This is a genomic window from Bradyrhizobium lablabi (genome assembly GCF_001440475.1).
Classification (GTDB): Bacteria; Pseudomonadota; Alphaproteobacteria; order Rhizobiales; family Xanthobacteraceae; genus Bradyrhizobium; species Bradyrhizobium lablabi.
Genome location: NZ_LLYB01000119.1, coordinates 2,185 through 20,788, shown reverse-complemented (window position 1 = coordinate 20,788; position 18,604 = coordinate 2,185). Strand labels below are relative to the sequence as shown.

General features: G+C 58.6%; 15 protein-coding genes and 8 pseudogenes. 20 read left to right on the top strand and 3 right to left on the bottom strand.

Annotated elements, in window-relative coordinates; translation table 11 throughout:
- The first annotated feature begins 333 nt into the window (after positions 1-333).
- The 4 genes and pseudogenes from CQ14_RS33350 (at position 334) to CQ14_RS48460 (ending at position 3,544) form a co-directional block, all read left to right on the top strand.
- Positions 334-1,066, top strand: a pseudogene (locus tag CQ14_RS33350) (IS6 family transposase).
- An 853-nt stretch (positions 1,067-1,919) separates the two neighbouring features.
- Positions 1,920-2,330: pseudogene (locus CQ14_RS48470) on the top strand (tryptophan 7-halogenase); the annotation flags it as partial.
- Position 2,331: 1 nt separating this feature from the next.
- Positions 2,332-2,383: pseudogene (locus CQ14_RS48465) on the top strand (hypothetical protein); the annotation flags it as partial.
- 51 nt (positions 2,384-2,434) lie between these two features.
- Complete coding sequence (locus CQ14_RS48460) at positions 2,435-3,544, top strand: tryptophan halogenase family protein (RefSeq protein WP_199805681.1); 1,110 nt, start codon at positions 2,435-2,437, stop codon at positions 3,542-3,544.
- A gap of 556 nt (positions 3,545-4,100) precedes the next feature.
- Here the strand turns inward: CQ14_RS48460 and CQ14_RS48455 are convergent.
- On the bottom strand, positions 4,101-4,619 hold the full coding sequence (locus CQ14_RS48455; RefSeq protein WP_199805680.1) for a hypothetical protein: 519 nt from the start codon (positions 4,617-4,619) through the stop codon (positions 4,101-4,103).
- A gap of 34 nt (positions 4,620-4,653) precedes the next feature.
- Here CQ14_RS48455 and CQ14_RS44990 point away from each other — a divergent pair, with 34 nt between their 5' ends.
- The 12 genes and pseudogenes from CQ14_RS44990 (at position 4,654) to CQ14_RS33280 (ending at position 14,385) form a co-directional block, all read left to right on the top strand.
- Positions 4,654-4,860 carry a hypothetical protein gene (locus CQ14_RS44990; RefSeq protein WP_141688450.1) on the top strand — a complete coding sequence of 69 codons (207 nt, stop codon included), beginning with the start codon at positions 4,654-4,656 and terminating at the stop codon, positions 4,858-4,860.
- Between the two features lie 130 nt (positions 4,861-4,990).
- Positions 4,991-5,875, top strand: coding sequence for a nitrogenase iron protein (gene nifH, locus CQ14_RS33330; protein ID WP_057862018.1), 885 nt, complete (start codon positions 4,991-4,993; stop codon positions 5,873-5,875).
- Positions 5,876-5,993: 118 nt separating this feature from the next.
- Positions 5,994-6,710 (top strand): nitrogen fixation protein NifQ, encoded by a 717-nt coding sequence (locus tag CQ14_RS33325; protein ID WP_082650148.1) that lies wholly within the window; start codon positions 5,994-5,996, stop codon positions 6,708-6,710.
- A gap of 10 nt (positions 6,711-6,720) precedes the next feature.
- Positions 6,721-7,236, top strand: coding sequence for a Fur family transcriptional regulator (locus CQ14_RS33320; RefSeq protein WP_057862013.1), 516 nt, complete (start codon positions 6,721-6,723; stop codon positions 7,234-7,236).
- A gap of 172 nt (positions 7,237-7,408) precedes the next feature.
- Positions 7,409-8,596 (top strand): homocitrate synthase, encoded by a 1,188-nt coding sequence (gene nifV, locus CQ14_RS33315; RefSeq protein WP_057862012.1) that lies wholly within the window; start codon positions 7,409-7,411, stop codon positions 8,594-8,596.
- A gap of 199 nt (positions 8,597-8,795) precedes the next feature.
- A complete protein-coding gene (gene nifW, locus CQ14_RS33310; protein ID WP_057862011.1) occupies positions 8,796-9,137 on the top strand; it encodes a nitrogenase stabilizing/protective protein NifW in 342 nt (113 codons plus the stop codon).
- Positions 9,138-9,610: 473 nt separating this feature from the next.
- A pseudogene (locus CQ14_RS48450) lies at positions 9,611-9,786 on the top strand (nitrogen fixation protein FixA); the annotation flags it as partial.
- A 372-nt stretch (positions 9,787-10,158) separates the two neighbouring features.
- Complete coding sequence (locus tag CQ14_RS33300) at positions 10,159-11,268, top strand: electron transfer flavoprotein subunit alpha/FixB family protein (RefSeq protein WP_057862009.1); 1,110 nt, start codon at positions 10,159-10,161, stop codon at positions 11,266-11,268.
- A gap of 10 nt (positions 11,269-11,278) precedes the next feature.
- Positions 11,279-12,373: pseudogene (locus CQ14_RS33295) on the top strand (FAD-dependent oxidoreductase); the annotation flags it as partial.
- 54 nt (positions 12,374-12,427) lie between these two features.
- Positions 12,428-12,588 (top strand): annotated as a pseudogene (locus CQ14_RS47215) (FAD-dependent oxidoreductase); the annotation flags it as partial.
- A gap of 32 nt (positions 12,589-12,620) precedes the next feature.
- Positions 12,621-12,917, top strand: coding sequence for a ferredoxin family protein (locus tag CQ14_RS33290; protein WP_057862008.1), 297 nt, complete (start codon positions 12,621-12,623; stop codon positions 12,915-12,917).
- Positions 12,918-13,626: 709 nt separating this feature from the next.
- Positions 13,627-14,385 carry a glucose 1-dehydrogenase gene (locus tag CQ14_RS33280; protein WP_057862006.1) on the top strand — a complete coding sequence of 253 codons (759 nt, stop codon included), beginning with the start codon at positions 13,627-13,629 and terminating at the stop codon, positions 14,383-14,385.
- Positions 14,386-15,281: 896 nt separating this feature from the next.
- Here the strand turns inward: CQ14_RS33280 and CQ14_RS47210 are convergent.
- Positions 15,282-15,536 (bottom strand): annotated as a pseudogene (locus CQ14_RS47210) (SOS response-associated peptidase); the annotation flags it as partial.
- A 187-nt stretch (positions 15,537-15,723) separates the two neighbouring features.
- Here CQ14_RS47210 and CQ14_RS33275 point away from each other — a divergent pair.
- The 3 genes and pseudogenes from CQ14_RS33275 to CQ14_RS47205 form a co-directional block, all read left to right on the top strand.
- Positions 15,724-16,014, top strand: coding sequence for a DUF2604 domain-containing protein (locus CQ14_RS33275; RefSeq protein ID WP_057862005.1), 291 nt, complete (start codon positions 15,724-15,726; stop codon positions 16,012-16,014).
- Positions 16,007-16,624 (top strand): putative metal-binding protein, encoded by a 618-nt coding sequence (locus tag CQ14_RS33270; RefSeq protein WP_057862004.1) that lies wholly within the window; start codon positions 16,007-16,009, stop codon positions 16,622-16,624. The genes CQ14_RS33275 and CQ14_RS33270 overlap by 8 nt, the downstream gene beginning before the upstream one ends.
- Positions 16,621-16,908, top strand: a pseudogene (locus CQ14_RS47205) (Mov34/MPN/PAD-1 family protein); the annotation flags it as partial. The gene CQ14_RS33270 and the pseudogene CQ14_RS47205, both read left to right, overlap by 4 nt.
- Before the next feature lie 14 nt (positions 16,909-16,922).
- On the opposite strand, the gene CQ14_RS47200 reads toward CQ14_RS47205, so the two are convergent.
- Complete coding sequence (locus tag CQ14_RS47200; protein ID WP_245320724.1) at positions 16,923-17,120, bottom strand: hypothetical protein; 198 nt, start codon at positions 17,118-17,120, stop codon at positions 16,923-16,925.
- Between CQ14_RS47200 and CQ14_RS33260 the strand changes: the two genes are divergently transcribed.
- Positions 17,113-18,604 (top strand): E2 ligase fold family C protein (locus tag CQ14_RS33260; protein WP_057862002.1); only part of this gene is annotated, 1,492 nt, incomplete at its 3' end. The genes CQ14_RS47200 and CQ14_RS33260 overlap by 8 nt on opposite strands.

Here is an 18,604-nt window from a genome sequence, read left to right as displayed (position 1 = left end):
ACGACAAATGCGATTCTAGCTCAATCGCTTAGCCGCTCTTCACGGACGACGAATTACGGGGGGCTCAAGTCTTGAAACTGGTAGATCCGCCCGATGAAAACCTGTCGGGCGTTTGTAGTTACGTTCGAGGGCCACGGCATTCAGACAATCGACCTGATCTGTGCCAATGTGTCAATCGGCGTTCAATTTGGCTCTGTCGCAGTTTTGATGCAGCACCTTTCATCCTGAGCCGATCAGTCGAGCTTGAAGCAGATCGATTTGCCCGAGACCGTACATTTGACGCGTGACGGGCACCGTCACGAATGGAAGCGGCCGAGGGGGTAGACGACCGGCATGCCGACCGTCCGGGATGCTCTTTGTCGCGGCCATCGCTTCCCACAGGACGGGATCAGATATGCCGGTTGGTCGTATTTCGGATTCCATCAAGCCCGCGCATAGGCGAGAAATGCTGGCGGCGCGCGGCATTGGCGTGACCTATGAAACCGTCCGCCAGTGGGGAAGGGAATTCGGCGTTCTTGGATCGGATCCGCAAGCGCGTTCCCGCTCGCGGTGACAAATGGCATCGGACGAAGTCGTTATCTCGATTGCGGGCGAACAACATTGGCTCTGGCGCGCTCTCGACCAGAATGGCTGCGTTTTCGACGTCTTGATCCAGCGCCGAAGAGACTCGCGTGCTGCGCAGCGGCTCATGAGGAAGCTCTTGAAATCCGCCGGCGAGCCGCCGCGCATGATGATCACGGATAGGCTCCATTCGTACGGTGCAGCCACGGCTAAGATGGGCCCTCAAGCGAACTTCGCCGGCATAAAGCTCTGACCAATGGGGCAGAGACTTCTCATCAGCCGACGCGGCGACGCGAGCGGATCATGAAGCGTTTCAAATCGTTTCTGTCAGTTCACGATCAGGTCGCGAACCTTTTCACATCCCCCATCCCGGAGCCATTACTGCCGACTTCCGTCGTGCTTCGCGTGAGGAGCCTTTGCGATTTGGCTCGAGACCTCCATGACAGCGCTATCGCCGAATCTCGAACCTCTGAGAAGTGCCTTCTTCGGCTTAGCGGTCGATTAAGTTGATGATGCCAGCAAAAGGAAAGAAGTAAACGATGCGTGTCGCGCAGACGAAGATAGGCCAGCGATGGCACCAAGCCAACTTCGTCGCACCCGGCGAGGCCGCAAAGGCGAATTGCTGTAGCGAAGGTTCCATGGCGCGGGATAGTTCTCTTTTGGAGCGGGATGCCGGAGGGCTTGACGATAACTGGCATGCTCGACCAGTTTGTCGAGCGGCATTGTCACCAGTACGCAATCTTCTTGAGATATCCTAAGCACTCGGCTCGAGTTGTCCCCTGGTGTGGAAACCGACAGTTGGACACATTCATGCGACGAGCGACGGAGGGGGTTGAATCGCACGTAGCGTTACGTTGTACGATCTCAATAGGCGGGAATGGTCCTCGACTTGCAAAGCTTTCCAACGACTACGAATGTCTCAGCTCTTAGCCTCACGTTGTCGCCGCCGTCTCGGCGCTCTCAATGCTCTACTTTAGCAATGGTAGATGTTGTGCTTGGTGCGAGCCCGTTCTGCCTCGAATGGACCCGGATCGAAGCTCTGAGGCAGTTAAGGAGGTTGCTCGGGCCGCTCCGGTGAGAACCGCTGAGCGAGCTGTGACGCGATTGCGGGCAACGGTTACAACAAGGATTGGAGGTTTACGAACTTCCTATACTGACCTGTTATGAACGCGATCTGCGCCTTCACGCGCTGGTTTGAGTTGTCGCCTTTAACGCGAGTAGCTTTCATCTCCCAGGCGGTGAAATCCCGATCCACACCCTAGCGCAAGCATGCCAGGAGATGCTTTTCTCGCTTGAGCGGACGTAGAACTGTCCGCCCATTGCACAACTCTCGAACAACTAACGATAGAGAAACGAAAATGGAAATCATGACTGGTGAGTCCATCGTCATCCTAGGGGGCGGGTCGGCAGGATGGATGACTGCGGCCTATCTCAAAAAGGCATTGAAGGGCGTCGATATCACGCTTATCGAGTCTGCTAATGTTGGCACCATTGGGGTTGGTGAAGCCAGCTTCAGCACTATGAGATTGTTTTTTGATTATCTCGGCATTGATGAAGCGGAATGGATGCCAGAATGTAATGCGACCTATAAGCTCGCGATCAAGTTCACCAATTGGACTGCTGTCGGCGGGCATTTCTATCATCCGTTCCAACGCTATGAGGTGGTAGACGGAAACAATCTTGGTGAATGGTGGTTGCACCTAAAGCCTAATGAGACGGCATTCGATTCCGTATGCTTTAGTACCTCCGCTCTATGCGACAACAACAGANTCCCCAAGGTACATGAACGGCGAAGTCTTCGATCACAAGGTCAAAGGCAGGTNTTAATTCTGCAGACAAGACGCCCCCAAATGCCTTCCTATCGGATCACCGTTTGCAGTATCCTTATGGGTATCATTTTGAAGCCAGTCTGCTCGCGAGCTTTCTCAAGAAATATGCGACCGCGCTTGGCGTTCGGTGCATCGAAGACGATGTCGAAGACGTGCTTCTCTCGACCGATGGTTCGATTGATTGTCTTAGAACGCGCAGAAATGGGACAGTGAAAGGATCGCTGTACGTAGATTGTAGCGGCTTTCGCGGTATCCTCATTAACCAGGCGCTCAAGGAACCGTTCGTTTCGTTTCAAGAAGTTTTGCTGAATGATCGCGCGGTAGCGCTGCAGGTGCCCTACCCAAACGACAGATCAGATATCGAGCCCTTTACCTCAGCAACCGCTCTGCCATCCGGTTGGGTCTGGAACATTCCTCTCTATAACCGGGTCGGAACCGGCTACGTCTACTGCAGTCAGTTCATGTCTTCCAAGGAAGCTGAATCTGAGCTTCGCGCACATATAGGTCCGCGCGCAAAGGACTGCATCGCGAATCATATTCAAATGCGAATCGGGCGTTGCCGTAATGCTTGGGTCAAGAACTGCGTCGCAATCGGTTTGTCCTCCGGTTTCGTGGAGCCACTAGAGTCAACTGGGATCTTCTTCATTCAGCTTGGTATTGAGGAGCTCCTGCGTCATTATTCGGGTCCCACGACGGACCCGGATGTAGCGGCTGACTATAATAGAATCATGGCCGATTGCATTGACGGCGTGCGCGACTTTCTTGTCCTTCACTATCGCTCGTCTGACAGGGCCGACACGCCGTTTTGGCAGGCGACAAAGGAGATCTCTGTCCCTCCCTCCGTGGAGCAACGCCTTCAGCTTTGGAAAAAGCGGCTTCCGAACGAAAGGAGTATCAACCCGTGCTATCACGGCTTCGAGTTCTACTCCTATTCTGTGATGCTGCTTGGGTTGAACTATCGGCCCGTCGATAGCCTGCCTGCTCTGCGCCACTCCAGTAATGTAAGCGCTGCCCTCGAGGCATTTCAAGAAGTGCGGGATCGCACGAGTGAGTTAGTCCGCACATTGCCTGGCCATTTGGAATATCTTCAGTATCTTCGAGGAACGAGGAAGTCTTCTGCAACAGCAGAGCAACGCGATGAGATCACGGCGTGAGCTAATGTGAGCGCACACTTACCCGACAGCGGCCAAACGCGACCTGGGCGATTGCCTGTCCCCGCGCGCTGCGGAGGCGAAGGCGACGACTGCGGTACATCCGGCGCTGGCCGGAGCAGCGTGGAGGCAATCTGCATGGAACAAGCGCCGGCAAGGCATTCCACTCAGTCGGCTTTCGCGCGCCGACCGGCGTCACGTGAACATTTGGCTTGCTGGCAAACGATTGCGCCGCGCCCTTGAGCGACGCCATGCGGGCTGGCCACAGTTCTCGGCATGCCTGCCCGGTCGAGGCGATCGGCAAGGCAGATCAGTTCAATGTTCCTAGCGTGCGGTCAATACCGGCATCGAGAGGCGGCCCCGTGCTCGCCGCGATGCAAGCCGCGCGTGCGATCGAGAGTGATCCCGCCGCCTTCACGCGGCGCGATCATTTACGCCATTGCTCCCGACGGCGCGCCGCGCTGCTGATCGCCGCGCTAATGCAATGCTGCGTTCCCTCTGTCCGTCGTCAGATAATTTCAGACTGATCAGGCTTTTCGAGAAGGGAGGCTTTGGCTCATCAGGGGTTAGAGTTGCTTGCAATTGATGCTGCGAACGGCGCTTTATGATGCTGTTGTGCTTGACACGTTTTCGCTTGGCGAGGATCGGCCTCAGCCCTGCCGAAGTAACCATCGGCAGGAGTGAGGTTATCGATGCTCTCATGAAAGCGGACGTGATTGTGGTGTTCGACGAAGGCCCGTATCTGGTCGGATCTGTCGGAGATGATCAGGATCCGATCGTCGGGAAATGGGGCGCCAGTTCGCCGATCAGCGCCGCCCCTCTTGCTTAAAAAAAGGCGTCGAGCAACACCAGATGCGGTTTTAGCCAATCGACGCCCATGGCAAAGGCCTCTTCCGGCGTTGCAAGCTCGGTGCGTCTCGATCTCCTCATGCAGCATGAATTGCAAGGCCGCGCGGGTGATCTCGTCATCGTCGACCACGATCACCCGTCGCTGGTCGACTTCTTTCGGCTGTCCGACACCGATCTGCAATGTTGCTCTCCTGAAAATCCGCTCCGACAGACCGGCTTGCAAGAGCATTAGAGATTTCCGTTCCGTGCATGAATGCATTGAAATGGCCCGCCAAGCCGGCGTTTTCCCGTTTGATGCTGGCGATCCTTGTCCGGCTTCTGACAGCGGCACGAATCCTGTCACGTTCAAAACACCTGGTTTCATCCACCGGCTCGCGAATTTTTCAAAGTGTAATCAGAAGCTTAAAGGGCGTGGACAGGGTTGGCACGGCGGTTGCTATCAGGATGCAGCAACACTGAATAAGGGCTGAGTGCACGCAGACGCGCGAGACGAGCGCTGCTCTCCTTCCCTTGAACCCGTGTGCCTCGTTTCTGAGAGAGAAACAAGCTCGCGCGCGAGCCAGCGCGCAATCTTTGGCAAATTGGTTGATGGAGAGCAACATGGCTTCACTGAGACAAATCGCGTTCTACGGTAAGGGCGGCATCGGCAAGTCGACCACCTCGCAAAACACGCTGGCGGCGCTGGCCGAGATGGGTCACAAGATCCTGATCGTTGGCTGCGATCCCAAGGCGGACTCGACTCGCCTGATCCTGCACGCCAAGGCGCAGGACACGATTTTGAGCCTGGCGGCGAATGCCGGCAGCGTCGAGGACCTGGAAATCGAGGACGTGATGAAGATCGGCTATCAGGACATCCGCTGCGTAGAGTCGGGCGGTCCAGAGCCGGGCGTCGGCTGCGCCGGCCGCGGCGTCATCACCTCGATCAACTTCCTGGAAGAGAACGGCGCCTATGAGAACATCGACTACGTCTCCTACGATGTGCTCGGCGACGTCGTCTGCGGCGGTTTCGCGATGCCGATCCGCGAGAACAAGGCGCAGGAGATCTACATCGTTATGTCCGGCGAGATGATGGCAATGTATGCGGCCAACAACATCTCCAAAGGCATTCTGAAATATGCCAACTCTGGCGGTGTGCGACTCGGCGGCCTCATCTGCAACGAGCGGCAGACCGACAAGGAACTGGAACTGGCGGAGGCGCTGGCCAAGAAGCTCGGCACCCAGCTGATCTATTTCGTGCCGCGCGACAACGTCGTGCAGCATGCGGAGCTGCGCCGCATGACCGTGCTGGAATATGCGCCGGAATCCCAGCAGGCCGATCACTATCGCAATCTCGCAACCAAGATCCACAACAATGGCGGCAAGGGCATCATCCCGACCCCGATCTCCATGGATGAGCTCGAGGACATGCTGATGGAACACGGCATCATGAAGCCCGTTGACGAGGCCATCGTCGGCAAGACCGCAGCCGAACTCGCAGCCGAGTAATAGGCCAGACCGAGAGAGGCCGGCCTTCCCAACGCTGATTAGGAGGTCGGCGCTCCGGCGAAAGATGTCGTGACCAGCATCACGACATACTTGATCACTGTGAAAAGGTCGGCAATTCATGTTTGAAGCCCAGTTCTTTCCGCTTAGGGCCGCCAGAGCGACTGAAGCGAACGATGAGCAGCATAGGGGAATTGCGACATACCGCCTGCTCACTGGGGCGGACCCCGCAGATGCCGATATAGCCAGTGACAGCAATTTCGATCGTCACGTGCTGGCGTCCATTCTGGCGGCCGCCACGATGGATGGTGGTCTGGTTTCAGAGAAGGTCGGTCTGTCCAGCCATGAGCTGGCCGCGGTGCTGGAGCAATACTTCCCGTCGATCCGGATAAACCGCGAGGAGTTGCCCTTGGGTGTCAAGCGCAATGAGATCGACGAGGCGGCAATGTTGCGTGATCTCCTGCTCGCACAACGCTCGACCGAAGGGGACATCGGCAACTGGCTAGCTGCGATGATCGCGCGTCGCGCAATCGAGCCAAATCACTTGTGGGAAGACCTCGGATTGCGCGGTCGTGGCGAACTATCCAGGCTCCTAGGCCGCCATTTCGCACCACTGGCCGCGCGCAATACCAATAATATGCGCTGGAAGCGCTTCTTCTATCGCACACTGTGCGAGGACGACGGCCTTGTCATGTGTACGACACCAGTGTGCACGCAATGCAACGACTTCAATCTTTGCTTTGGCGATGAAAGCGGCGAGAGCCGGATGGCCGAGCGTCGGCGGGACGTTCTGCTGCAGGCGGCTGTCCCGGTCGCCGCCGGCACCTGGCCGATGTGAGCGACATCAGATGAATCGGCCGTTGGCCAGACTTCCGACCAGCAACGCCGGGGATCGTGCGAGCCTCGACGAGGTGCAGGTAGAACCGGCCTCCGTCCAACTCAGCGGGCAATCTCCCGCCGTTGGCGGCTGGAAGAATGTGTTACTCAAGGCCGGGCTACGACCGACGCGGCAGCGCCTGATGCTAAACGAGCTATTGTTTGCCAGGGGCGCCCGGCATGTCAGCGCAGAGATGCTATTTGCCGAGGCGCGCGAGACCGGCTTTCCGGTCCCGTGGTCTACCGTCTACAACACTTTGAACCAGTTCACGCAAGCCGGCCTCTTGCGCCGGTTCTGCCTTGATCGTTCGCGAGCATTATACGACACCATCACCACACCGCATCCGCATTATTATCTACATGGCGAGGATACGCTGCTCGATGTCCCCAATGCGGATCTCCTGCTTGTGAAGGTGCCGGAGCCGCTGCCAGGCCACGAAGTCTCCTGCGGCGGTCTGATCATCCATCTGCGCCGCAAGCGGAGTTGATACCATCCAGCGCGTGGTGAGGTAAGCCGACGCCTTGAGTTTGCGATGCTGTCGCGTTTGCGACAATCCTAATGTGCCGAAAACTGCTTGCTAGTCCAATAGCTTGGGGCCGGGCGCCGGCGTGGCATGCGGGTTGCTCAAGTCTTGCTTTGCCAGGAACAAGGAGCCTTCCATGATCGCCGTCGCCTCTGCCAAACCATCATGGTCCAGGACGTCATGGGGAGGTCCGATCGTACTCAACGACACGACGCTGCGCGATGGCGAACAGGCTCCTGGTGTTGCCTTCACCACCGACGAAAAGGTGACGATCGCGCAGGCGCTGGCGCGCGCCGGTGTCACCGAGATCGAAGTAGGCACGCCTGCCATGGGCAGTGAGGAAATCGCGGCTATCCGAGCCGTGGTCGAGACCGGTCTTCCGATCACCAGCATTGGCTGGTGCCGGATGCGTGAAGTCGACGTCGATGCGGCAATCGAGGCCAAGGTGTCGATGGTCAATGTCTCCATCCCGGCCTCTGACGTGCAGATTGCCGCCAAGCTTGGCGGTGATCGCGAGCTGGCGCTGGAGCAAGTGAGACGGGTGGTAAGTTATGCCCGCGAGCGGGGGGTTGAGGTTGCCGTCGGCGGCGAGGACTCCTCCCGCGCAGATGTCGATTTTCTCACCACGCTGATCGCCACCGCAAAAGCCGCGGGCGCACGGCGCTTTCGCATTGCCGATACGCTCAGCGTGCTTGATCCCGGCTCCACCTTTGCGCTGATCGCTCGTTTGCGTTCGACCACCGATCTTGAGCTCGAATTTCACGGCCATGACGATCTCGGGCTCGCGACCGCCAATACGCTCGCCGCCATCAAGGGCGGCGCGAGCCATGCCTCGGTGACTGTCATCGGTCTCGGCGAGCGGGCGGGCAATGCACCGCTGGAAGAAGTCGCGGTCGCTCTCAAACAGCTCTACGGGCGCGACACCGGCATCGTGCTGCCGGAGCTGCAGAACGTCGCGGCCGTTGTGGCAGCCGCGGCTGCACGCACGATTCCTCTGAACAAGGCGATCGTGGGTGAGCATGTGTTCACCCACGAATCCGGCATTCATGTCCATGGCTTAATGAAAGATCAACGCACGTATCAGTCGCTCGACCCCCATTTGCTTGGTCGCTCCAACCGTATTGTGATCGGCAAGCATTCCGGGCTGTCGTCGATCACCACGTTGCTTGACGAATTGCAGCTCGCCGCCAGCGCCGAGGAGGCAAGACAGATCCTGTTGCGGGTGCGGAAACATGCCATCGAGCACAAGCGACCGGTCGCGTGCGAGACGGTGGTGGCGATCTGGCGCGACGTCTGCGAGCGCTTGTTGATCAATGGTGCGTGAGGCGGCCATAGTCCGGCATTATTACAGCCGATCACTTCGAAACCGCCGGCGTGCCACGGAAGCCCTCGCTGACCCACGACGACATAGGCCTGGAGGCCATATGCAGCGCCGCCTGCGCGAAGCAGCGTCGCAAGGAGATGACCAGCCGGCGTCGGGTCCCGACCACAGGCCGGCGATCTAACCCAATGGAGATAACGCGATGAGCAACACGCAGGCGGCAGTCGGCATCCTGGATCGACTTAACAAGGCCTCCTCGGCCGAAGACGTTTTTGCGCTGCTTGACGTCGATTACGACCCGAAGATTGTCAATGTCGCGCGCCTGCATATCTTAAAGCGCATGGGACAATATCTCGCCAAGGAAGTATTCGAAGATAGCGCGGAGGCCGAGGTCAGGGCGCGGTGCAAGGCGGTGCTGGAGCAGGCTTATGCCGACTTCGTGGCGTCCTCGCCGATCGACCAGCGGGTGTTCAAGGTCTTGAAGGATGCGGTCGCGGAGCCCAAGAAACCGGCGGCATTCGTGCCGTTGAGCTCGCTGAAATAGCCTCACACATGGTTCAGATCTGCCCCCAAGCCATGTCGGTGCAGCGCGTTGTGCCATATTCCTCTTCATCCAGATCAACTCTGTACAGCAATGAAGCGAAGCGGCGCTGTCGCATTCGCGACTTATGTCGGAATTGTAGGATCGGCGATGCTAACGCCCAGTCTTTGTCAACTTTCTTAAGTTGTTGAATGGACGGCTGATTTTTGATGTCCCCAACTGGTACGACACTTGCTGTTCTCCGGCCAAGTCCGTCATTGGCGCCGACTACACAGTTTTGTTGCCGTCGGAGATGAGATTTGGAGAAAAACCAAAAATGTTGTGCCGTTACTGCTCGCCGCCGCGCCGGGATCATCTTATGGCTCACGCTAGCGTAATGCCGTTCGCAGTTGCCTCTGACGCCGCCATTGAGGCTGGGATTGACCCGGAGACGGCCGCCAATGGTAACTCGCGTTCCACGCTACTCTGGAGAAGGCATGCACAGTATCGTTTGCACCAAGCAGGTTCCCGATTCCGCGCAGATCCGCGTCAATCCCGTGACCAACACCATGGTGCGTCATGGCGGCCGAGCATCATCAACCGATACTTGTTCGCGCTCGAGGCCGCGCTCCAATTGCGTGACAAGTTCGGCAGCGAGATCACCGCGCTCACCACGGTCGACGCGGAGCGCCGCGCCGAACCCGGCGTGCAGATATTGCGCACAAATCCGCTGGTCAACCATGGCGCAGGCAACGAGCCAGATTTGCCGTCCGTGATGACCGCCGACCTGCGGGCGGCGCTGGGGCCGATTGTAAAATGGAGCGCGCAGGAGGCCGACGTCGAGGAGTGTCGAAATGCGTCGCGCTCGGCTCGCGGGTCGTCAAGCGGGCCTTTGCGCCGGCGCCACGTGCCGAGAAGGCGGGGCTGGTGGAAGCCCCCCAAGCAGCCGATGGAGGTGCTGATGAAAGCTATCTTGAAGGGCCAACCCAACCTAGAGACCGATCTTGTGGCGCAGGCGCGCAGGTTCTGAGGGGAATTCAAAGCTATGAGCAACGTCACCAAAGCTCCCACGCCTGCCGCGGCCGGCCGCGCAGGAATCAAAAAAGAATTGCCCGAGCACTTTAAGGCCTACAAGCACGTCTGGGTCTTCGTCGAGCAGGAGCGCGGCCAGGTGCATCCCGTCTCCTGGGAACTCATGGGCGCAGGCCGCAGGCTTGCCGACAAGCTGAAGGTTGATCTCGCCGCGGTCGTCATCGGCCCGGAGGCCGCAAGCACGCGCAATGCTGCGCTCGAATCCTTCTGCTACGGGGCCGACCTAGCCTATCTTGTGAGCGAGCATGTGCTGTCGGAGTATCGAAACGAGTCCTACACGAAGGCGCTGACCGATCTCGTCAACACCTACAAGCCAGAGATCCTCCTGTTGGGCGCCACCACGCTGGGTCGCGATCTTGCAGGATCGGTAGCCACTACACTACTTACGGGTCTCACTGCGGACTGCACTGAGCTCGACGTTGACGCGGATGGTTCGCTTGCCGCCACGCGTCCGACCTTTGGCGGATCGCTGCTTTGCACGATCTACACGTTGAATTACCGGCCGCAGATGGCAACCGTCCGCCCGCGCGTGATGCCGATGCCAGAGCGTGTCGCGCGCGATGCCGCCCGCATTGTCGTCCATCCGCTCCGCCTGCTCGAAGAAGACATCGTCACCAAAGTGCTATCCTTTCTGCCGGACCGTGATTCGGCCAAATCCAATCTCGCGTATGCCGACGTCGTCGTCGCCGGCGGGCTGGGGTTGGGCTCGCCGGAGAGTTTCCAGCTGGTACGACAGCTCGCCACCGTCCTCGGCGCCGAATATGGCTGTTCGCGTCCGCTGGTACAAAAGGGCTGGGTCACCTCCGACCGGCAGATCGGCCAGACGGGCAAGACCATCCGGCCAAAGCTCTATATAGCCGCGGGCATTTCTGGCGCGATCCAGCATCGGGTCGGCGTGGAGGGCGCCGATCTGATCGTCGCCATCAATACCGATAAGAACGCGCCAATCTTTGACTTTGCCCATATCGGCGTCGTCAACGACGCTATGCACTTGTTACCGGCGCTGACGGCCGCATTTCGTGCACGGCTTTCACCGCATTCGCGCGACCGTATCGCGAGCTAAGGAGGTTGTTGTGATCGAGGAGAAGTTCGATGCAATCGTGGTCGGCGCCGGCATGTCGGGCAACGCGGCGGCGCTAACGATGGCTAAACGCGGCATGAAGGTGCTGCAGCTCGAGCGCGGTGAATATGCCGGATCGAAGAATGTTCAAGGCGCAATCCTCTATGCCGACATGCTCGAAAAGCTCATCCCGGACTTCCGCGATGACGCGCCGCTCGAACGTCATCTCGTCGAGCAACGGTTCTGGATAATGGACGATCGCTCCCATTTCGGTGTGCACTACCGCTCCGAAGACTTCAACGAGGAGCGGCCGAACCGGTATACGATCATCCGCGCGCAGTTCGATAAATGGTTCTCCTCGAAAGTGCGCGAGGCCGGCGCGACCGTGCTGTGCGAGACCACCGTCACTGAGCTCGCGCGGGACGCCAATGGGAAAGTCATCGGTGTTCATACGGATCGCTCCGACGGCGAAATCCAAGCAGATGTCGTGGTGCTGGCCGAAGGCGTGAACGGCCTTCTCGGTACGCGTGCGCACCTGCGCGAGCGGCCCAAGCCCGACAAGGTAGCACTCGCGGTTAAGGAAATGCACTTTTTGCCGCGTGAGACCATCGAGGCCCACTTCAATCTCAAGGGCGACGAAGGCGTCGTTGTCGAAGCGGCCGGCACCATTTCCCTTGGCATGACCGGAATGGGCTTCATCTATGCCAATAAAGAGTGCATCTCGATCGGCATCGGCTGTATCGTCGCCGACTTTCAGCGCACCGGAGAGACGCCATATGGGCTGCTCGACTGTTTCAAGCGTCACCCATCCGTGGCGCCCCTGATCGAGGGCTCGGAGGTCAAGGAATATTCCGCCCACCTCATTCCTGAAGGCGGCTACAAGGCGATCCCGCAGCTCTATGGCGATGGCTGGGTGGTGGTGGGCGATGCGGCGCAGCTCAACAATGCCATTCATCGCGAGGGCTCTAACCTCGCGATGACTTCGGGCCGGATCGCGGCGGAAGCGATTGTCCAGGTGAAATCGCGCTGCCAACCCATGACCGCGGCAAATCTGTCAGTCTACAAGAAGATGCTGGATGACTCTTTCGTGATTAAGGATCTGAAGAAGNCACAAGGATATGCCGATGCTGATGCATACCAACTCGCAAAACTTCTTTCTTANCCTATCCGCAGCTCGTCTCGAAGGCGATGCAGAACTATGTACGCGTCGACGGTACGCCGAAGGCTGAGAAAGAGAAGGTGACAATGAAATCTTTTGTCAACGCGCGGTCCTGGACCGGTCTATTTGGCGATGCATTCCGCCTCGCCCGTGCATGGCGCTAACCAGCCCAAATCGAAGTCAAGGAAGCTGAAATATGAATGTCGAAACACCAGTGCGCGTCGAGGACAAGCTGTTCTATAACCGCTATCTTGTCGACGTCGGTCGTCCTCACGTCAAAGTGCGCGCACACACGAAGCCATCCCCGCAGTTGCTTGCGCTTTTAAAGGTCTGCCCGGCGCGCTGCTATGAGCTCAACGATAAGGGGCAAGTCGAGGTCACCGTCGACGGCTGCATCGAGTGCGGCACCTGCCGCGTCATCGGCGAGCCCACCGGCGACATCGAATGGAGCTATCCGCGTGGCGGATACGGTGTGTTGTTCAAGTTCGGATGAGAGCTGCACGGCAGGCGTAATGTGATCCCCCTTTATTGAGACGATCTCACTGCCGATCCATGTCTCGGCGCCGCCCTTCTTGTGCAGAGAGACAGTATCGTTGGCAGTAGCTGGTGATGTGCCCGGCGCACGGAACGGTCGCGGGACCTTTGCCTCGCAATCCGATTCTCCTAGCTTTTCTGCGCGCCATCATTGGCGCACCGATTAGAAGATCTGGATCTTCCCGCCGCTGCACGCCGGAGAACCTCATGTGCGTTGCTCTCGCTCGTCAACGCCTGATCCAAACGCGGCAGGCGGCTCCGCGAACGCCGGTTTGGTGGGAGCCGGCGCCGGTAGGCGGCAGCAGCCAATCTCATCAACGAGGCGCGGAAATCGGGCGAGAATGTCGTTCCTTTGAGAAGAGGGAGCAGTTTGGTGACAGCAACGATGCCCATGAAGGACGGCTAGGTCATGCGCGCGAGGCGCATGTTCGAGGAAGATCACTTGCACCTACGAATTGCTGACCCCCATTTCCCTAGCAGGCGTCCGGGCCAAGTCGGCGAAGGACGAACTGATGGAGTACCATCAGGAGTTCTTCTGGCATGACACGGCGCGCCTGGTTTCGGGCGGCGAGATCGTCAAGGTTGTCCGGGCTAAGCGAGAAAGATGGGTTCGAGCGATCGCCCCGCTGCACAGCCACTGATCAACGGAGCGAAGCAAGGAACATGTCATGGGACGTGTGAACGAAAAGGTCATTCTGGTGACCGGCGGAGCTCGTGGGATGGGTGCAGCTCATGCGCGCCTTCTTGTAGCTGAAGGCGCCAAGGTAGTAATCACTGATATTCTTCATACAGAAGGAGAGGCTCTCGCGGCTGAACTGGGCGCTTCCGCCATCTATGTACCTCAGGACGTCACCCAGCCGGAGGAGTGGGCTAGGGCGGTTGCGACCGCCGAGAGCAGCTTCGGCGCGCTGCATGGGCTGGTTAACAATGCTGGCATCGCCAGCATGGCCCCGATCGAGCAGTTCCCGCTTGATCAGTGGAACAAGATTATTGCAGTCAATTTGACCGGAGCGTTCCTTGGAATGCAGGCGGCTCTGCCGGCAATCCGACGCGTAGGCGGAGGTTCGATCGTTAATGTCTCGTCCGTCGAGGGGCTCCGGGGCACTGCCGGGCTTCATGCCTATGTCGCTTCCAAGTTCGGCGTGCGAGGCATAACCAAGTCTGCTGCTCTGGAGGCCGCGGCCTCGGGCGTCCGCGTCAACTCGATCCATCCCGGCTTCATCACCACGCCGATGACCGTGAGCTTCGATCCCTCCATTTTCCCCATTCCACTGGGACGGGCAGGCCAGCCGCAGGAAGTGTCGCAGGCAGTCTTGTTCCTGCTCAGCGACGAGTCCAGTTATCTTACCGGTTCCGAGATCGTCATCGATGGCGGTCTGACGACCGGCGTCCCACACAAATGGCTGGCACCCGAGTGTATCTTTTGATGAGCACCAACTGATCGTCCCGCCAGGACAACGAGACGGCGGTTCGTCGTCTCAGCTCTCGGGATCTTCGGACCCGGTATCGCCAACGATAACTTCTCCGGGGGGCCGCAGTTTGGCGCCAGCGCAGCCCCGCGGGCACCCTCGATGCGCGAACAGTGCTTGCAGCTGGAGCAGAACGGAGCTGTTTTAGCGACTCGCTGCACTCGGTGATGCGGCGATTAGATCAGGTTCTGCCTGCGCTGGAGCAGGCCGAGTTCGACCAAAAGGCGATTGATTAACGAGAACGACACGTCAAGTCGACGAACCAGCGCTTTGTGAAGGGTACAGAGCAATGGTCGCCCTGAGTCCTGGTGTGCTTAGGTGAACCGCAGCACTGCAGCGTAGGCAGCGGGATCAACTTTGCGACGTTGCGTAGGTTCTGGGCGTGCCAGCCAGGAGCAACTCGTCTTGAGCAGCAGCTGGACCTCGCAGCCTGAGCCAGTCAAGGCGCAGAATCGAGCACTGGGATTTGCGGGAGGCATGTTCAGACAACATCGCGGCCCAGCCTGGGCAGATGTACATGTCGCTTTATGTCATAGCCAAGCATTTCATCAGCGGACCCTCGGGGCGGGGGCAGGGAACGTACTCCGGCTTGAGCACGCCTCCGAATAGGATTCGGAAGGCGGGATTGCGAATCAGCAGCTCAGCAGTGGTATCGACGTTGAGCGAGTGTCGAGTTGCTGGGTCTCGCCCCTTGGGGCGGTAAACCAGTCGATGCTCTCCGGTAATGCGCCGCAACCATCACCCTTCAAAATCATGCTTATGGGGTTCCGGTTCCCGAGCCCTTATGTGGATTGCGCTTGTCCTTATTTACATCGTTAACGGCTTTGAGAATTTTGGGGTCTTCCTTCTGCCATTGGGACCGGCTTGGATATGGTGCCGCGGTCGCCGCTGAACTCGGTCCCGATGCCAGCGCAGGCACAGAGCGGCCGATCCTCGTTTTAGCGCGAACCAGACGACATCCTTCTTCTTCGTCTCGGGTTCGGTTCGCGGGCATATCCGGCAAAGCCGTTGAAGGGCACGAGACATCGGTTGTCCAGCTTGAGCCGCATGCGCCAGTGTGGCGACGTGTTCCGGATGCTGCTCACTGGCGAGCCCGCCGGTCTGCGCGGCTCAAGCCGCAACGGGTCGGAGATGTGGACGAAAGAGCGCTAACGCCTGAAAACTGCATAACCCCGCGCCAAAATGAAGACTTTCCGAATGCATCTTGTGGCATGCTCGCTTTTTTTAACACGTCGTCCCCTGCATACAATCGACAGCATCGATTCCAAGCGCCGCCCACACACAACAGGACCAAAAATGAAGAATGAGAAGAAGCCGGGAAGTGATCACGGCGCGGATTTCGTCGAAATCACGATGGTCGTGAACGGTCAGCCTGTCGTCATTAAGGCCATAGAGCAGCAGCCGCTGCATGTGGCCCGCCAAAAGGCGCTGGAGGAGACCAATAACCTGGCTCAGCCGCCCGAAAATTGGGAGATCAAGAACGAAGCGGGCGAGCTGTTGGATCCGGACAAGAAGCTAGGCGAGTTTGGATTTGGCAAGCAAGTGACGCTGTTCCTGAGCCTCAAGGCTGGCGTGGCCGGTGGCTGATCTCCAAACTGTCGATCCCGAGGTCTCGCGCGTAAAGTTCGAGCGGGAGCTTGCCAACTATCGGAGCATGGAATCGGCCTATCGCAAGAGGGGCTGGATCCTGCTTGACGCAGAGTTTCCGGAGATCTTTGTGGCTTTCGCGGCGACTAAGCCGAGACCGCCTCCGATCGTCGCTGCCATCGTGCTGAATTTTACGAATTACGATCTGCGGCCGCCCTCCGTCAGGTTCGTGGACCCTTTCATGCGCGAACCGATACCCGCCAAATTGCTCCAGCTGCAAATGCTTCGCCGTGCGGCAATCCCCGGCGCAACTCCCGAGACCATTCTGGCGCTGGCCCAGCAGGGAGGGGTGCAAATGACAAACATGATTCAGTACAACAGCCCTGATGATCGGCCATTTATTTGTCTTCCCGGCATTCTCGAATACCACAACAATCCCGCTCACACGGGTGATTCATGGCTGCTGCATCGAAGCTCTGGCGAAGGATCGTTGGCTTTTATCCTCGAAAAGATCTGGCACCACGGGGTAAAGCCGATCGAGCATTACCAGGTGCAGGTCCAGATCCCGGCGGTGAACGTGCTGCCCTCATTACTGGCCGTACCGGAATGAATCAGATTGCGGACGTTACGGTCCTCTCGGTACCGCCTGGCTGCGTAGACGAACTCCATGCCCATTTGCGGAAGGTGGGTCGTGAAGGGCATGAAGGTCTCGGCCTTTGGGTAGGCCGTCAGACGGGGCACCATTTTCAGGTACATAGGACGCTCATTCCTGCCCAGCGCCACATACGTACTGCCGATGGGGTGTGCGTCGTAATAGGACCTGAAGAGCTGCATCGCATAAATGTATGGCTGTACCGGGAGAAGCTTGCGCTCATTGCCCAGATACACAGTCATCCCGGCCGAGCCTATCATTCCAGCACGGACGACGAGTACGCGATCGCCACGACGGTGGGGTGCTTGTCTTTGGTCGTGCCGGACTTCGCGCGATTGCCCTTCGATCTCAGGAACGTCGCATCGTACCGGCTTGACGGGGCTGGAGTGTGGCGCCCCTTGTCGGGGGGCCAGGTTACGCGGATGATTTTAATCAAGGATTGACCGATGGCCATGGCCAACTTCATGGACCGCGCGGCGTCGGCAGCGTCGCGGGTGCTGACCAATTTCAAGGCGTCGGCGTTCGAGGACAGGCTTGCCGCGCAAGTGATCGGAGTGTCTTTCGACGGCGCAGCCGTGCAGTCGCGGGAAGGCAGAGCCAGCCTGGATATGATCATCAGGCTGTTGTCGCGTCTTTATCCGACGATCGCGCTGCAGCCGCTTGATGCAAAGGCGAAGGATCATGTTCCAGTCCTGGAGTTCCTGGCGAATTCTATAAATCCTGAAATCGAGCTCGCCAAAACCAGGAAGGCCGTCAAGGTTTCCGTGGTCGTTGGAAGCAGTCCGTCGCGCATTAAGTGTCCGACCTTCTTCATCGGCTCGGACGGATGGAGAGCCAAACTTTCGAGCCGCGGTCTGGTTGGCTCCGGCAACTCGAAGAATCCGTTTGGCGCGGGAGCTGCGTCATGCTTCGCGGCAGCCAACGTCTTTCGGACGGTATTTGCCGACCAGCTGGAGCAGGGCGACGCCGACGAACTTATCGACCTGTCAATGCTGACCTACGCCCAGGGTACCCCTGACTCCGGTCCTGGTTTGGAAGGAACGGATATCGGCGAGACTCACCTCGTCGGGCTCGGCGCGATCGGCAATGGTGCCATTTGGGCTTTGGCTCGCACGGCGAGCCTTAAGGGATCGCTCCGTCTGGTGGACGATGAGGAGGTCGATCTTTCGAATCTACAGCGCTACGTGTTGGCCGGCCAATGTGATGTTGGTTCACCAAAAGTGGATCTGGCGCGGGCCGCGCTCGCGGACACCGCGCTGGAAGCGTCGGCGCATTGTGCCAAATGGGGCGTCTATGTGAGCGACCGGAACGATTGGATGTTCGAAAGAGTAGCTGTCGCATTGGACAACGCTCCGGACCGCATTGCCGTGCAGGGGGCGTTGCCGAAATGGATCGTAAACGCCTGGACACAAGAGCTTGATCTCGGAGTGTCGCGCCATGGCTTTGATGACGGCCGGGCATGTCTGGCCTGCCTTTACTTGCCTCACGGGAAGATAAAGGACGAAGACGAGAAGATTGCTGAGGAGCTGAAGATGCCGGAGGCCCAACAGGAGATCCGGGATCTCCTTCAGACGAACAGGCCGGTGGATGTAGGTTTCGTCGAACGTGTCGCCAAAGCGTTCAACATTCCGTCCGAAGCCCTTAAAGAGTTTGTCGGCCAGTCCGTCCGATCCTTTCACCAGCGGGCAATCTGCGGAGGGATTGTCATGCGCCTGACGGACGGAGCGCAGCCGGTGAGAGCCGTTGTGCCGATGTCGTTTCAGTCGGCTCTCGCTGGCATAATGTTGGCGGCCGATCTCGTGAAGCACGCTTCCGGGCTTCTGAACCTGCGGACCACAAGCACACGGATTAACCTACTTCGTCCACTCGCCTCGCATCTTCACGATCCTAAGGCGAAAGATACGTCGGGACGGTGCATTTGCGCCGACGAAGACTACT

Excerpts from the sequence above, each read along its gene's own strand:
- CQ14_RS33290 (WP_057862008.1), top strand. The coding sequence starts at position 12,621 with ATGAATGTCGAAACACCAGTGCGCGTCGAGGACAAGCTGTTCTATAAC.
- CQ14_RS33320 (WP_057862013.1), top strand. The coding sequence starts at position 6,721 with ATGAATCGGCCGTTGGCCAGACTTCCGACCAGCAACGCCGGGGATCGT.
- CQ14_RS33280 (WP_057862006.1), top strand. The coding sequence starts at position 13,627 with ATGGGACGTGTGAACGAAAAGGTCATTCTGGTGACCGGCGGAGCTCGT.
- CQ14_RS44990 (WP_141688450.1), top strand. The coding sequence starts at position 4,654 with ATGGCCCGCCAAGCCGGCGTTTTCCCGTTTGATGCTGGCGATCCTTGT.
- nifV (WP_057862012.1), top strand. The coding sequence starts at position 7,409 with ATGATCGCCGTCGCCTCTGCCAAACCATCATGGTCCAGGACGTCATGG.
- CQ14_RS47200 (WP_245320724.1), bottom strand. The coding sequence starts at position 17,120 with ATGGCCATCGGTCAATCCTTGATTAAAATCATCCGCGTAACCTGGCCC.
- nifH (WP_057862018.1), top strand. The coding sequence starts at position 4,991 with ATGGCTTCACTGAGACAAATCGCGTTCTACGGTAAGGGCGGCATCGGC.
- nifW (WP_057862011.1), top strand. The coding sequence starts at position 8,796 with ATGAGCAACACGCAGGCGGCAGTCGGCATCCTGGATCGACTTAACAAG.
- CQ14_RS48455 (WP_199805680.1), bottom strand. The coding sequence starts at position 4,619 with ATGCTCTTGCAAGCCGGTCTGTCGGAGCGGATTTTCAGGAGAGCAACA.
- CQ14_RS33275 (WP_057862005.1), top strand. The coding sequence starts at position 15,724 with ATGAAGAATGAGAAGAAGCCGGGAAGTGATCACGGCGCGGATTTCGTC.
- CQ14_RS33300 (WP_057862009.1), top strand. The coding sequence starts at position 10,159 with ATGAGCAACGTCACCAAAGCTCCCACGCCTGCCGCGGCCGGCCGCGCA.
- CQ14_RS33325 (WP_082650148.1), top strand. The coding sequence starts at position 5,994 with ATGTTTGAAGCCCAGTTCTTTCCGCTTAGGGCCGCCAGAGCGACTGAA.